Annotated in this window: 16 protein-coding genes; all 16 read right to left on the reverse strand. The window is 29.6% G+C overall.

Annotated features, from left to right (window positions below):
* Window positions 1-5 precede the first annotated feature (5 nt).
* Entirely contained in the window at window positions 6-737 is a 732-nt protein-coding gene (gene rrp41, locus ABM4_RS04585; RefSeq protein ID WP_016358509.1) for an exosome complex exonuclease Rrp41, read from the reverse strand.
* A 36-nt stretch (window positions 738-773) separates the two neighbouring features.
* Window positions 774-1,778 (reverse strand): exosome complex RNA-binding protein Rrp4, encoded by a 1,005-nt coding sequence (gene rrp4, locus ABM4_RS04590; protein WP_016358510.1) that lies wholly within the window; start codon window positions 1,776-1,778, stop codon window positions 774-776.
* Window positions 1,779-2,006: 228 nt separating this feature from the next.
* Window positions 2,007-2,708 carry a ribosome assembly factor SBDS gene (locus ABM4_RS04595; RefSeq protein WP_016358511.1) on the reverse strand — a complete coding sequence of 234 codons (702 nt, stop codon included), beginning with the start codon at window positions 2,706-2,708 and terminating at the stop codon, window positions 2,007-2,009.
* 32 nt (window positions 2,709-2,740) lie between these two features.
* On the reverse strand, window positions 2,741-3,532 hold the full coding sequence (psmA, locus tag ABM4_RS04600) for an archaeal proteasome endopeptidase complex subunit alpha (RefSeq protein ID WP_016358512.1): 792 nt from the start codon (window positions 3,530-3,532) through the stop codon (window positions 2,741-2,743).
* A 514-nt stretch (window positions 3,533-4,046) separates the two neighbouring features.
* The gene (locus ABM4_RS04605; protein ID WP_016358513.1) at window positions 4,047-4,409 is read right to left on the reverse strand and encodes an Rpp14/Pop5 family protein; all 363 of its coding nucleotides are present in this window, start codon (window positions 4,407-4,409) and stop codon (window positions 4,047-4,049) included.
* 161 nt (window positions 4,410-4,570) lie between these two features.
* The gene (rnp3, locus tag ABM4_RS04610; RefSeq protein ID WP_016358514.1) at window positions 4,571-5,305 is read right to left on the reverse strand and encodes a ribonuclease P protein component 3; all 735 of its coding nucleotides are present in this window, start codon (window positions 5,303-5,305) and stop codon (window positions 4,571-4,573) included.
* Between the two features lie 183 nt (window positions 5,306-5,488).
* Window positions 5,489-5,941, reverse strand: a complete 453-nt coding sequence (locus ABM4_RS04615) for an RNA-binding protein (RefSeq protein ID WP_016358515.1) — start codon at window positions 5,939-5,941, stop codon at window positions 5,489-5,491.
* 177 nt (window positions 5,942-6,118) lie between these two features.
* Window positions 6,119-6,670 (reverse strand): 50S ribosomal protein L15e, encoded by a 552-nt coding sequence (locus tag ABM4_RS04620; RefSeq protein ID WP_040681847.1) that lies wholly within the window; start codon window positions 6,668-6,670, stop codon window positions 6,119-6,121.
* Window positions 6,671-6,909: 239 nt separating this feature from the next.
* Window positions 6,910-7,227, reverse strand: a complete 318-nt coding sequence (locus ABM4_RS04625; RefSeq protein WP_016358517.1) for a carboxymuconolactone decarboxylase family protein — start codon at window positions 7,225-7,227, stop codon at window positions 6,910-6,912.
* Between the two features lie 480 nt (window positions 7,228-7,707).
* Window positions 7,708-8,460 (reverse strand): MIP/aquaporin family protein, encoded by a 753-nt coding sequence (locus tag ABM4_RS04630; protein WP_016358518.1) that lies wholly within the window; start codon window positions 8,458-8,460, stop codon window positions 7,708-7,710.
* Window positions 8,461-8,587: 127 nt separating this feature from the next.
* Window positions 8,588-10,087: a DUF2193 domain-containing protein gene (locus tag ABM4_RS04635; RefSeq protein ID WP_016358519.1), complete on the reverse strand. Its 1,500-nt coding sequence runs from the start codon at window positions 10,085-10,087 to the stop codon at window positions 8,588-8,590.
* A 483-nt stretch (window positions 10,088-10,570) separates the two neighbouring features.
* A complete protein-coding gene (locus tag ABM4_RS04640; RefSeq protein WP_016358520.1) occupies window positions 10,571-10,834 on the reverse strand; it encodes a hypothetical protein in 264 nt (87 codons plus the stop codon).
* 319 nt (window positions 10,835-11,153) lie between these two features.
* Complete coding sequence (locus tag ABM4_RS04645) at window positions 11,154-12,347, reverse strand: glycosyltransferase family 4 protein (protein WP_016358521.1); 1,194 nt, start codon at window positions 12,345-12,347, stop codon at window positions 11,154-11,156.
* A gap of 78 nt (window positions 12,348-12,425) precedes the next feature.
* Window positions 12,426-13,424 carry an NAD-dependent epimerase/dehydratase family protein gene (locus tag ABM4_RS04650; protein ID WP_016358522.1) on the reverse strand — a complete coding sequence of 333 codons (999 nt, stop codon included), beginning with the start codon at window positions 13,422-13,424 and terminating at the stop codon, window positions 12,426-12,428.
* Between the two features lie 411 nt (window positions 13,425-13,835).
* The gene (locus tag ABM4_RS04655) at window positions 13,836-14,471 is read right to left on the reverse strand and encodes an HPP family protein (RefSeq protein WP_016358523.1); all 636 of its coding nucleotides are present in this window, start codon (window positions 14,469-14,471) and stop codon (window positions 13,836-13,838) included.
* 24 nt (window positions 14,472-14,495) lie between these two features.
* Window positions 14,496-15,347: a 4Fe-4S dicluster domain-containing protein gene (locus ABM4_RS04660; RefSeq protein WP_016358524.1), complete on the reverse strand. Its 852-nt coding sequence runs from the start codon at window positions 15,345-15,347 to the stop codon at window positions 14,496-14,498.
* Between the last annotated feature and the right edge of the window lie 91 nt (window positions 15,348-15,438).

Genomic DNA, 15,438 nt, shown 5'->3' on the forward strand with positions numbered 1-15,438 from the left:
TCCCTCTATTCCTCTTCTTCAGGTACCTCGGTTGTACGTAAATAACGATCTTTAAGTGCTTCCTTCTGTACTTTACTAACTTCCATACAACCTTCAATAGCCAAATTAATAGCCTCTTCAAATTCTTCATCTGTTAAATTACCATCAGTTTGTAACAATGTAATCTCACCAGTTCTTGGCAATATCACTACAGGTACATCGGCCTGACCTGTCTTATCCTCAACCTCAGATAAATCCAATACAATGTCTCCATCCATTTTACCTGCTGCACATCCTACAGGAATGTCCCTCATAGGTATTCCAGCATCGGCTAAAGCAACAGCGGCAGCTGTTACACCAGCACAACGTGTTCCACCTTCTGCAGCAATAACCTCAATAGAAATATCAATAAGAGATCTTGGATATCCCTCCAACATCAATGCAGGAAGAAGTGCATCTGTTGTAATCTTTGAAATTTCATTTGATCTTCTATCCGGACCTGGTCTCTTTCTAGAGTCTACAGAAAATGGTGCCATATTATATCTTACCTTAATAACACCTGTATCTGGACGTAAAAATCTTCTTAAATATGATTCCTTAGGACCATAGACAGAAGCCAATATTTTATTTCCACCTACTTCAACATAAGCAGATCCATCAGCTCTTTCCAATACTCCTGCTTCTATTTTAATAGGACGAAGTTCATTATATGCTCTTCCATCAGCCCTTAATTTTTTTTCTTCACTAATAAAAATCACCTAATCAACATAAATTTTTAAAACATTCAAATACAACTACTCATCATCTCTTAAAATAGAAAAACCTGATTTTTTACGACCAATTTCAAAATGAGACTTGTGAGATTTTTTCTCCTTTTCAATATTCTCCAAATTACTTATAAAATCATTATTTCTTTTGGTTTCAGCCTGTCTTTTAGCCTCAATCTCTTCTTTCAATTCCTCTTTAAAGTTTTCAAGTTTAGGTTTTTCTAACTCATATTTACTGGCTGAATTGTCTTTCTTATTTAACCTTTTATGGAATCCTTTATTATGTTTTCTATTACCGTGAGAACTAAAATCTGAGGTTCTTGACTCCTCAGGGAGATCTTCATCCAAATCATCAGGAATTTCACCGTCAATTTCAAGATATAATTTATCACGGATTCTATTAGTTAAACCAGAGGTATGTGCCTGTTCTTCAATAATATGAATAATGTCTCTAGTAATTTGTTCCATCTTAGGTTCTCCCCTAACCCAAACAAGACCGTTTTGACCAACCACAATTTTACAACCAGTCTTGTCCTTAATCATATTAATCATGGAACCTTTCTTACCAATTAAACGTGGAACCTTAGTTGGAGCAATGTCTACAATAATTCCTCCCTTAAACTTACCCATTCCACGGCCTTTAAGTCCAAGTTTAACTTTCTTAACCTCATCCACATCTACAACTCTTAAAAATAGAACATCTCCAACATCAAAAACCTTACTTAGACTTTTTTTATCTCTTCCAAAAACCTCAGAAGATGGGATTATACCAGAATATGGGGAATTAATATCTACATCCCACATTGAGAATCGAACATCTTCGATTTTACCGATGACCACATCTCCCTTCTTTGGAACATATTTACTTTTTAAAGGAATAACACTTATTTTTTTATTCCTTAAGGAAACTAAGCCCATTAAAGAAGAACAGATTTGACCATTCTCTTTAAAAGTTCCTCTTCCTGAGTAGAAATCCTCATCTGCAAGAACATCACCAGGAATTACTAAGTCTTTATTTTCTACATAAATCATCTTATACACACCGTATAATAAATAAAAATCTAAAATTTTTACTTTAGATTATATAAACATGATATTTGATTAATATTTCTTCCCCATCCAATAAACAAGTTAAAATCCATTTTTAACCTATCAATATTAATCTTTAAAATATATATTAAAATCCATTTTTAACATATATCGATTTTTAACTTAAAATTAAATCGCATTATAAAAAATATTAGAAACTAAAAAAATTAATTATTTAATTAATTTAGTTTCCCCATTTCCATTAGAAAGCTCAGCCATTTTTCCAGAGAATTTATCCTGAAGACCACCAGGAATTTCAATAACTCCAATCCATGATCCATCCTGTTGCCATTCTTCCTCTAAGATTTTACCAAAACTTCTAATTGTAGAATATGCGTGTCCTACACTATCACCAGGTAAACGGACAGCCATTTTAACTTTTTCAAAACGAATTGGTATAAGTGGTCTAATAGCTTTAAGAGCAACTTGAACTTGTTGATCTACTGAAACAAACGGATCGATTTTAACTTTTGCCTCATCCATAGCATTCTCAATTCTTTGAGGGGGATGAGGATAACCTGTTTGAGGGTTAATCGCTTCTCTTGAAATCTTATTAATAACTAACTTACGTTTTTCCTTCTGCATTTGCCTTTTTTGCTCGGCAGTAAGTTGAACATGCCCTCTTTCAAGAATTTGTTTCGCAACTTCCAAAGGATCTGTAGTATTAAATACCTTTTCCATAGCTTCCTCAGAAGCTAAATCTCCTTTTTTAGAATCTTTGAAAATCTCTTCAACTGCTAAAATATCCTCGACTTCAACATCCTTTCCATCAGGGTTTCTAAATTCGGCAGCCAAATCAGGGTCAACTAATATTTCAAAGTGTTCCCCATAAGATTCTAATTTAGCAATAATTGCATCATCAACATTTACCATATTTCTTACTCCATAGAACACTTATTTTATGCCTATTCCTCTTCAGAATCAGAATCTTCTTCAGTTTCATCTTCGGAATCTTCTTCATCCTCTTCTTTATTACGTTCTAAAAGTGATTCAACATAGGTAGCTACTTCATCGTCATCGAGTTTTCTGTATTTTCCTGTTTCTTTTTCGATAACTGCAATTTCAACATTATCTTTTGTAGTTTTACCGTCGGTAGCCTCATATATTGCATCTAAAGCTAAATCAATAGCCTGATTTAAAGTTAAATCATCATCATATTTTTCTTCAAAAACATCCATAGCTTCATTTCTTCCAGCACCAATTGCAGTAGCCTTATATTCAATTAATGCCCCACTAGGATCTGTTTCGAATAATCTACAATTACCTTTATTAATTCCACCAATAATAAGTGCGGAACCAAATGGTCTTACACCACCATTTTGGGTGTACATTTGTTTCATGTCACATATCTTTTTAACAAGTGCTTCAACACCAATAGGTTCGTTATAAGTGATTTTATTAACTTGAGATTCAACTCTAGCCCTATCAACTAAAGCTCTTGCATCAGCAACTAAACCTGATGAAGCAGCACCAATATGATCATCAATTTGGAAAATTTTTTCAATAGATTTAGGTTCAACTAATCTACTAGTAGATCTTTTATCAACTGCTAAAACAATACCTTCTTTGGTTTTAACTCCTAAGGAAGTAGTACCTCTTTTAACAGCTTCTCTTGCATATTCGACTTGGAAAAGTCTTCCATCTGGGCTGAATACAGTAATAGCCCTATCATAACCAGCATTTTGTAAAGGTTGCATATTTATTACCTCACTTTTACTAACTTAATCAATTAGTTAACTAAAAAAAATTCTTAAAAAAAATTTAACTATTTTTTTATTTTCATTAAAAAAAATAAATCAAATCTCCATGATTTGATTAAATACTTTTATTACCCTAATGTCCTAATTAATATTTAATTTTATAATATAATAAATGTATCTATTTTTAATTTGAAAATAAATTATTTTTTTTAAAAAATTCACTAAATATTATATTCATCTATAAGTTTATTGCAAATAGATAATATATAAATCTAATTGTTTTATTAGATTCAAAAACTGATTTTTAAAAAATAAAACAACAATTCTTAAAAAAAAATCAAAAAAATGACAAGAACTTAAGAACAAATTAAAAAAAATAGTAAATTTTTAAAAGAATAAGTAAAAGATAGTAAAAGCTAAAAAAAGATAAAAAAATAATAAATTTTTAAAAAAAATATGTAAAAAATGGTAAAAGCTTAAAAAAAGTAAAAATTAATAGGTTATACAAAAACTACTCGATATATTTTTCAATTGAGGATTTAATAGTTCCGGATAAACCAATAGTATTTATTGCAATCTGACGACCATTAAATTTGGTAATTGTTGAAAGACCACTGCGAACCTCTCCCTCATATCCTCTTTGACAACGTAAAATAGCTTTCATATGATGACAATCAGTTCGATCATCTAAATAATAAACCCTCATTAGCCATAGATTAAAGTTACTAGTTTCCATCTCTCCAAATAATCTAATACAAGAATCCCAAACAGCTAAAATTAAATCATTTTTATTGAAATAATCTAATGTTTTAATATCCAATGTGAGATAACGATTATTTTTTCTAAGTGTTGGGGGTAATACTTTCATTTTCATTTTAATCAACTATTTTTAATATAAAAAACCATGATATTTGATTTGCACATAGTTTAAATAAATATTATAAGGTTCTTATGGCCATTCTTAATAAAATTTCATAAATCCGATTTTAATTAATGATGGAATCCAATATAATAAGTGATTGGATTATGATCTTGTTAATCATCTTTATTAACTATATGAACTCCTTCAAATAAGAAATTTTCCCTATTCTTATTAAAATCAACTATGCTTTTAGGATATTCCATCAATCCATTTTTTATTTCCCGATCATTTAAACCTAAAACTTTAAAAAAATTAGATATGTCTATCGGAGAGCGTATATCAAAAATACTTTCACTGCCAGTGGTTATAATCAAAGGAAATTCAAACTTTCTCTGTAAAGCAATAATATCTCTAAAATTAGCTAAAACCTTAGCCCTATAGGATAAAAAGTTAGTTAAAATATCTTTAAAACATAGTTCTATGGCTACCTGATTTTTAAAAGCCTCTTTAGCTAAAACATGATTTAATCCACAGTCATTTTTCTTATAATAGGGCCTAGATAAAACATCAACATGACGATTTTCAAGGGATACCCTGTTAATCTCATTAGTTCCACCGAAAACTGAGATAAAATCGGATTTGTTTCTAAATCTGTTCACTGTTTTTCTAACAGTATTTACATTTGATGAATTAATATTTAAACCAAAATTAATCTCCAAAGGTTTATTCTCAACAGCAAATGTTGAAATTTCTTCAACGAGTTTATCCTTATAATCCAATGCATTTTGAAACTCTTCAGGAGAATATTGTAAATTTAAATAATTCCAACCGAAATTATATGCCTCTTTGATTAAGTTATAATCATTATTATAATTAGAACCTTTAAGATTTAAATCATAGAATATCATGTAAAACCATTCTTAAACTTTAATTATTATTAGATTTATGATTTTCAATTTAATAAATGTATTTTTAATCTGGAAGAAATATTTCTAGAATTAGATTTTTAGGATAAATAGAACCTAATTAGAAAATCAGTCACGTATACCCCATTCCAGGAAAGTCTTAAATTATGATCAAATTTTTCAAAATCAATCATCTTTAGCCTCAATCTCAGAGATTAGATATTCACTAAAGTTTTTTAATGCAATATCTTTTTTAGCAGGATAAGCGGCAATTTTTATCTTTAAATGAATACTATCTCCCCTATCAACAATTTGCCATTTCTCATCTACTGCAGCATCCTTTGAAAACCTTAAGAAAAGATTACATTGATCATCCATTTTTCTTTCCATATCATCATATAGTTTCAATAATTGATCTTTATCTAATTGATTCATTAAATTAAATAAGAAATCCTTAAGATATCTTTTCTTATCCACAATACCAGAATATATTAAAATATTATCATCTTCACCAAACATTCCCTCTGCCTCTTCAAGCTCTGGCACCACATCTGGTAAAATATTATGTAAACCATTAATCAATTCTTCTTCGTCTTCATTTTCATATACAAATAATCGATATCTAATATTGTGAATCATATAAATCATTTTAAATTAGTTAAAATCATGAAAAAATAGTATTTAATTAAAAAAATTCTAAAAAGTTAAGTAAGTTTAGTAAATTAAAAAAACATCATTCTAAAAAGTTAAATGGATTAAAGCCATTGAAGAAACTATATAGAATAAAAAAAATTAAATAGAAAAAAGTAAGAGGAATTATCCTCTTCTTGCGTGTTCAGCTCCTTTACCTTTAACGGAGAGACCACGACCTTTTTTACCAGCACTAGTTAAACCTCTACCAGCCCTGTCTTTGTGTTGACTTTCACAAATCCAGTTGATTTTGTGATCGTTTTTAATGGAAGGACTTTGTGGGTCTACTAAAATTACTTCGTAGTATTTGAATTTACCGTCAGCCCATACCCAGTAGGAGTTTAATACTTCTAAGTTAGGGTATTTTTTAGAAACACGTTCTTCAGCAATTCTTTGGATAGATTTTGAAGCGGTAATCTTGTTTACTCCCATTTTAGATGGTTTACGACCTGAAGTGAAACGAGATTTTCTTCTTGAACCACGTCTTACCCTAGTTCTTACTACAACATATCCTTTTTTAGCTTTGTAACCTAAAGATCGTGCACGATCTAATCTAGTAGGTCTTTCAATTCTAGTTATAACTGGTTGTCTTCTCCATTTAGGAGCTCTTTCCCACATGAGTTCTCTTACATAAGATTCATCTGGGTTTTTCCATGCATCTCTAATATATTTATACATCATAAATAAACACCTTTTTTGTTCAGCTTAAAAGCCACATCCAGGGAATAAATCCCAAAAAAGTTTATCGTTGATAACTATAAAACTCTTTAATATTTGAAAAATCATTGAATAATATTAATCATAGTAAAAATAGTAAACATTACAACGATAATAGAATTTTGGTTATAATCACATATAAATGTTATGTTAATTATATAAAAAAAAGAATAAAAAATAAAAAATTTATAAAAATAGATTTAATCTAATGCATTCAGGATTGTTACGGCATGCATAAATGCAGGCATTCCGGAAGTTAATAAAACTATTTTTAAAACGTCCATAACTTCTTCTTTGGTTATACCTAACTCTTTAATACCACTTTTAATTTGTTTCCTGGTAGCTTGTTTATCACATTTGGAAGCTGCAATACCAATAGCAATTAATTTCTGAGTTTTATAATCTAATGAACTACCGGAATATACAGTTTCATTAAGCTTTACAATGGTATCGTAGATATCTGGATAATCCTCTTTTATAATATCCATTGAATTACTATAAAATTTTTCTTGTTTCACTTAAATCACCTAAAATATTATATTTAATATTATGGTTAAATTAATATTTAAAATTTATTAACTATCGAAAAAACAATTAAAAAATAGACAATTAATAAGTATTATAGAAATATATTGAAAATTAAACAAGATATGAAAAATTGATTATAACAAATCTCAAAATTATGTATGAATTTTAAAAAAAGTATTATTGAAATAAACTCAAGCAAATTAAATTTGTAAATCTGAAAATAAAACTTAAATCAATCTGGAAAAATAGAAAAAAATCAAGTAAAACTAAAATAAAAATAAGGATTAATCAAAAAATGCTAAAAAATAAATAGAATTAAAAATAGAGATATTAAATCCAAAATGAAATATAAACCGGTAAAAAAAATAGGAATAATAATCTCAAAAACAAAAGACTAAAAAACAAGGATAGAATCCCTTAAAAAATAATGATAAAAGAATAAGTATGAATAAAGTTTAATTATTCAATACCTATTCAATATCACATTCCTCAGTTCCAGTAGCAAGACCTTTATAAGTTAAGGCACCTAAAATACCACCTACAATAGGTCCAATTATGTAAATTAATAAATAATTCCATAGGTTTCCGCCACCTACTAATGAATCAATTAGGTATGGTCCAAAAGTACGTGCCGGGTTAATAGATCCTCCAGTAATAGGTCCAAGAACAAAGATTGCTGCGGCAACAGTTAAACCAATTGCAACACCTGCAAATCCAGGTTCTGCTTTTTTATCAACTGCGACACCCATTACAACAAATACAAGTAAGAATGTACCGATCAATTCAGCAACGGTTGCCTGTATAAAACTAATATTTGATGCAGGATAGGTAGCACCTAATGCTGCAACTGTTGCAGATGTCGGACCGAAACAGAAGTAAATACAAATGCTTCCAATTACAGCACCAATCAACTGTGCAATAATATACACAACTGAGTCTTTTCCTGAAATGTTTCCAGTTGAAAGTAATCCTAATGTAACTGCTGGATTAAAATGTGCTCCTGAGATCTTACCTACAGCATAAATGAAAATAATTACTGTAATACCAAAAGCTAAAGAAACACCAAACCATTCAGCAAATCCACCAACCATACCTATACCAACAAGTTTAGGATTTACAGCCCGTGAGATTAAAGTATCAGCCACTACTGAACCGGTACCAACAAACACTAAAAAGAATGTACCTATTAACTCAGCTAAAAATTTTTTACTTAAACTAGCCATCTTTTTCTCCTCCTTGAAAATATTTTAATTAAAAAAATAATAGTTAATGATAATTTTTAATTATATTAATCAATTTTTAACCAATTAATAAAAAAATGGAATCATAAATAGATTCCATTATTTATTCCTATACAGCTTCCCTCCATTGACAGTAATGATGTCTGAAGTCCATGAGAGATGCGACAGCACAGTTTTTACATCCTCTAACTGGTGAGTTAGGAATTTCCTTACTAAGTGCAATAACATTTGTCATTAAAGTAGCGGTCATTGGTTCTGAGGTAAGTAAACATGGATAATCTGCAAGACGCATAAGGGAGGAGAACCTGACAGATATAGCGCATGATGGATATGTATACCTTTGCGGATTCATGATCACCTCATTATTATCAACAGGACTTAAATCTACCTTATAACCTTTAATCATTGGTACTAAAGGATCAGGTTCTGATGATCTTGCCTTTCTTGCCTTTTCAATATATCCATATCCCCTGTAAACCATATCCATAAAGTCAGAGTTATGAAGTTCTGCAGCGGCACCTCTAGTTGGGTACATTTGAACAAAGTTGTGGAAACGTTTTGTAAGTAAATCAACAATCATTACAGCATTAAAACCGTCTAATTCCAACATATATTCAGTTGCACATGCAGATGCACCGGTGGTTAAATTTAAAATATCAGTACTGGATTTGAAATTCTCCAAGTTGTTGCGTAAGGTAGATTCAATTACATCTGTTGTAGCTTCAATACATGCCATTACAACATCATCCTTACACATGTTATAGGTAGATTGAGAGATATGGTGTCCAATATCCCCTACACAATATGCAGGAACAGTTACAATATTTCCATAATGAACTCCGTCATCCATTGCCGCTTTTACATAAGGAGTCATCAGTTTTTTATAATTTTTCATATATTTCCTTACATCAAAAGAAGATTCCTTTGCTGCATCCATAAGTTTTCCCTGTGCCTCAATAGGATCTAAGTAAATATCTTGTAACTGAGCAATTTCTACTTCAGTGGCTTCAGAAGCTGTAGCACCAGATTCAAGAGCTTGAGAGAAAGCATCTCCAACACCATAAGAGGTATTCATACCCCATGATTTAGAAGCTAAAATAGCCTGTTTATGAGGAGTTGGAATATCTGTTTTTGAAAGAATTTGGTTTACAATATTACTGGTACTTCCAGGAATTAATGCGAAGTCAACAACACATGTAGGACCATAAAATCCTGCATAGTGTCTAATGGATTCTTTTGAAACAATAGCCTCATGTTCTGCAATAGATTCTGCGAATTTTTCGACACTGTCATTGAACGCACTGTCCTCTTCTTTTAAGATTTCAAGTACTGGAGGTGTTTGATAATGTTCTACCATAGGATCGTCTTCAGGTCTTATGGTATCTGCTAAACTTACAAGGGTATCATAATGGGACTTTACTGAATTAGTATGTAAATCAAATACAGATTGTGCTTGATCGCCTATTGGTTTCATACTAGTTGCAGCTTCCATATATGGCTTAGCATCAGTTATTTTAAATTTACCGCCTCTTTTTTCCTTTATTACGTTAACATCAGCCCTTTGTGCGGCAACTGACTCGTTGACCATTTTTTCATATAATTCATTCATTTTTGTCACCTTAAATCACAAATATATAATGGTAAAATTAAAAATATTTCAAAACCCATTTATATTTAATTAAGAATAGATTAATACTTCTATTTAATACTTTTGACTCAAAATAATTATACAAAAAGTCATTAAAATAGAAATAAAATGAATAATATTTAATAGATTTTAAAGCGGAACTATAAAAAATATACAGATAAATAAAATTTAAGAAATAGCTAATAAAAAAAAACAATAAAAATTCCTATAAAAATAAAGATAAATAGACAAATAAGAATTATGTTTTAATGAAAAAATATCTATAAAATTAACTTCAATCAAAAATAAGAACTCAAAAAAATAAACAAAAAACAAATTAGTGTATAAAGATTTAATAAATAAAGAAAATTATTAGCTGCAATATAAATTTTTTTTAAATGTCACATCTTTTTTATACTTGTACTAATAGATTGCAGTTAATAAAATCCAATATAAGAATTAAATCTAGTTACAAGTAATTTTACCTTCATAGGTCAAAGTTTTAAAATCAGTAGTTTCTCCTGGTTTTAAAGTACGCATTGGAGAATTAGCTAACATAATATTATTACAAATTTCTCTAATACTGTTATTTGAAATCACTTCAGGATTAACCTTTTCATGAGTATTTTCATCTTCGTAATAAAAATCATAGTCTCCTTCATCTTTTTTTAAAGAAAAAGAAATACTATTACCTTTTCTAGTATTCTTTGCATCTATATTGTAAATCATAAAATTACCTCACACTATTATGTATATAATTATAGTTAATATTATATTTAAAAATTTTTATATTTTTCTAGATTTTAGGATTAAAAACCATTTATTTTAGAAAAATAAAGCAAAATTTCTATAATAATATCAAATATAAAACTGACTTTTAAAATTAAACGATGAATTTAATTAATAACTTAAACCATCTTTTCAATTAAATTTTAATTAATTAGAAATATTTAATATTTCAAATTTTAGATTAATCGGCCCCTAATTTTCAAGCCAGTAGTTAATCCATTATAAAGAAAAAAATTAGATTTAACCATGAATCAAGTAATCAACTAATGATTTCATTTAATGTATCTTCAAACTTATCAACAATACTTTCCCAATCATTATCCTTTACATATTCACGTGCAGTTTTTGAAAGTGTTTCATACCTTCCACTATCAATAATCGATTGAGCTTTATCTAAAACTTCACTTGCCTCGCGAACATATTCAACACCATGATCATATCCAAATTCTGTTGAAATTCCTGGAAGTTCTGTTGCAATAACCACCTTTTCCATGGCAAGGTATTCATATATTTTAATTGGCACAATATCTTGCATAATCTCCTCGTCTATATATGCGGGAAGAAGACAAAAACTAGCTGCTGATAAAAATTCCGGGATTTTCTCAAATGGCTGGCGACCTGTTAATATCAATTGATCCTGAAGATCGTAGTCATTTTTAATTCTAACCAAATCATCATATGCATCACCGTCACCAACTATAAGGATTTTATAGTTGGGATACTTATCCTTGTTTCTACCTAGTTCAATTGCAAGTTCTTTCATTCCTGCAAAATCATAGATAAAACCCATAAAGAAAAGCACAATATCATCATCATTAATATTATATTCCTTTTTAATAGCTGATGCATCAAGATTAGGATCATATGACTTTAAATCAATACCTGCATCGATTTTAATTGTGTCCTCTGGTTTTGCACCTAAGCTTATTGCAAGTTCTGATAGTTTTTCATTAATGGTGATGACCTTTCTAGAATTTTTAATAGCCTTTTTATTTATTTTCTTGCCTAATGATTGAAATGTCTTTTCCGGAATCAACGCATATAATACATCAATCAAATAATATACAAAGGGTATATCATATTTCATACATAGCTTAGATGCTGAATATGCATTAAGTAATCCTAAACCAACAATTACATCAGGTTTAAAATTTTCAATCTGATATTTGATTTCTGCCTTATGGGATCTGTAAAGTGAAATATAATTAAGTACAGGTTTCTTGATAAAACCTGGTCTTATAACCTGAATATTTGCCTTCTTATCCACTTTATAAACATTGTCTACTACCTGTCTATTGAATCTAAAACCTTCCGGGTCATCCTTAGGCCAATCAATTGGATAATCAATTACCTTAATTTCATGACCCCTTACAGACATTCTATCCATAAGATGATGTTGTTGATGAGGATTCCTCTTTAACCAATCAGACTCTTGAACAACTAAAATCTTCATAATAATCAATTAAAATAGCTTGAATTATTTAAAATTAAAAATATTTAAAATAGAAAAAAGAGAAAAGGAATAATTTATCTAATCAAACTCAGCTGATTCCTGTATATTATCCCAATTGTCCACAAACCAATCATGAACTTTTACAAGACCGTCATCAAATGAAACAGTAGGTTTATATCCAAGAATATCATGGGCTTTGTCAATACAACTTAAAAGTTTAGTCTTTGCATCCCAATTTCTTCTTTCTTTAAATTCAATACCTGCTTCGTTTCCAGATAATTCATTAACCCTATTAGCCATATCTATAACCCTATGGTCTTTACCAGAACCAAGGTTAATAGCCTCACCAATAGCCTCCTCTTCAATACCCATTGCTAAAAGACCATTACAGATATCTCCAACATAGGTCCAATCACGGGTTTCAGTACCTTCACCAGTAATAGGTAAAGCCTGACCATTCATAGACCAATAGAAAAAGTTTGGAATTACATTTCTATATTTACCTGGAACTTCTCCAGGACCAAATACATTAAAGAACCTTGCATTTACAATTGGTAAATCATATAAATTATGGAAATAATTGGTATATAATTCTCCAAGCAACTTTGTTAATTGATAAGGAGTGTGCAATGAAATGGATATATCATATTCTTTAAAAGGCATTTTGGAATCCAGACCATAAACTCCACAACCAGATGAGGAATAAACAAATCTTTCAACTCCAGTTAATTGTGCATGTTCTAAAACCTTGAGAATTCCTAAACCATTAACCATTAAATCAGTTTCAGGTTGATCTACACTATTCTGATTTGCAAAGTGAGCTGCTAAATGATAAACATAATCCGGTCTTTCTTTAAAAACACGATTTAAGTCTTCATCACTTCTTATATCTCCCTCAACAAATTCAACATTATCCGCTTTTACAACATTCCAATGATATGCGGAAGACATATTATCCAAGATAATTACCTTTTCAGCACCTAAATCAGAAAGTTTACGTGTAAGGTTACCTCCTACACAACCTGCTCCACCAGTTATTAAAATCGTTTTTCCTTCAAATTCATTATATGTTCTCATGAAAAATCCCTGTAATTTATATTTTTTAGAAATTTGATTATATTTAATAATTTATCAATATATCTTTTTGTTAATATTCATATAAATAAATTAAGTTTTTAAAAAAAAGAGGCCATTCAATAAAAATAGAATTATTTCATGAAAAGAAATATAAAAATAGAAACTAGAATAAAACAATACAAACAAAAATCCAATAGAAAAATTAAAAGTCCTTACTACATCCAATAAAACAAGAAATTCAATTAAAAGATGAATAGTCCATATTACCATCAATAAAACTAGAAATTCAATAGAAAACTTAACAGTCTCTACAACATCCAATAAAACAAGAAATTCAATTAAAAGATGAATAGTTTTTATTAAAGTAAAATCCTAATAAATAAAAACTTAATATAAAATTTAAATTAAATTTTATCTAGGTCTAGAACCGACTCTACGAGCCATTACTAATTCCCCTACAGAAATTAATCCTGTAAAGAAGTTTTCAAGACCGCCAGTTGCCCATATAGCATTACCAAATGTAACTGCATGAATCCTTTTATCATACTCTTCAGGAGTAATTTTTTCACCGGTTTCACGTCTTGTAACAATAGCTGATGCTTCCATAAGCTCTTCCCAGGAAACTCCTTTTAATTGTTTTAACATAGCTTCATAGAATTTATATACCTTAGTTTCATATAAATCTGAGAAGGTATGTATAATATCAAAGGAACGTATAATACCTGTCAATATCTCATCATCATTATATACAGGAATAGCTATAACTTTATTACTATCGGTTTCAAGTACTGCATCCCTTGCTGAATCGTTTTCATGTAAATAATTAGTTTCCTCGGGAGGATGCATGATCTCTGCAACCTTTTCATTACCTTCACGTAATCCTTTTGTTAAATCTAAAGCAGTAATCCAACCTATTAATTTCATATTATCGTCCACAACGGGACATGTGAAATTTTTATGATCCTCTAATAATTTAGAAGTATCACTGATTGAATCAAATGCATGAACACTTAAAAAATTCTTATCCATCATTTCTTTTGCTTTCATATTATACCCTTCATTTATTTATTATTATAAATCTGAATTTAAATCAACATCCACTAACTCTAATGCACCTACAGGACACCTATCTGAACATGTATTACATCGAATACACTTATCGGCATCTAATTCCGGAATATTCTCTGAATTTAAAACAATTGCTGCTGTAGGACAATTATCCTCACACAAGAAACATGAGACGCATTTATCATCGTGTATTAAAAGATTCTTGGTCTGCACTAGGGGACCAATATAATTATCTATATTGTAAACACCCTGGGCACATATATTACTACATGATCCGCAGCCAACACATAGTTTCTTATTAATAAATGGATATAACTGACCTTTCTCAAAGTTATCATAAACCTGGCATTCAGCCTCTTCAATATATTCTTTAGTCTTTAGCTTATTAGCTTTAGTTGGACAATATTTAACACAGTGACCACAACCGATACATTTACTTCTATCCATTTCAATATCATTGAGGCGTATAATCCTATGAGGTATTGTCACCTGTTTAAATGTATAGTCTAAGGTTTGGTCTTCAATGTCATCAGCCTCATTATTTATTACTGCCTCTGATTCAAATATGTAAATAGCTGATACAGGACAAGTTTGAACACATATTTCACATTTTACACAATTATCTAAAATTTTAGCACGTTTTGAATAGGTTGAATCACTTATAGCACCTACAGGACAATTCTCAACACAGAGGTTACATCTAATACAACGTGGAGATATAGCCATGAACCTTTCATTAGATTCAAAATCACCTATATCTACTTCAAAATCATCAAAATCATCATCTAAATCAACAGATTTTAAAATTACCTCTTTTTCAATAAGTTTCATCTGTTTTTTGAATTTAAGTTCCATAACCTATCATCCTGCAAATACCTGTTTAATCAACCATCACTAAATTACTTAATTAATTATATATCTTTATTATTAATTAATTTTTTTAAAT

The organism is Methanobrevibacter sp. AbM4, assembly GCF_000404165.1.
GTDB lineage: Archaea > Methanobacteriota > Methanobacteria > Methanobacteriales > Methanobacteriaceae > Methanarmilla > Methanarmilla boviskoreani.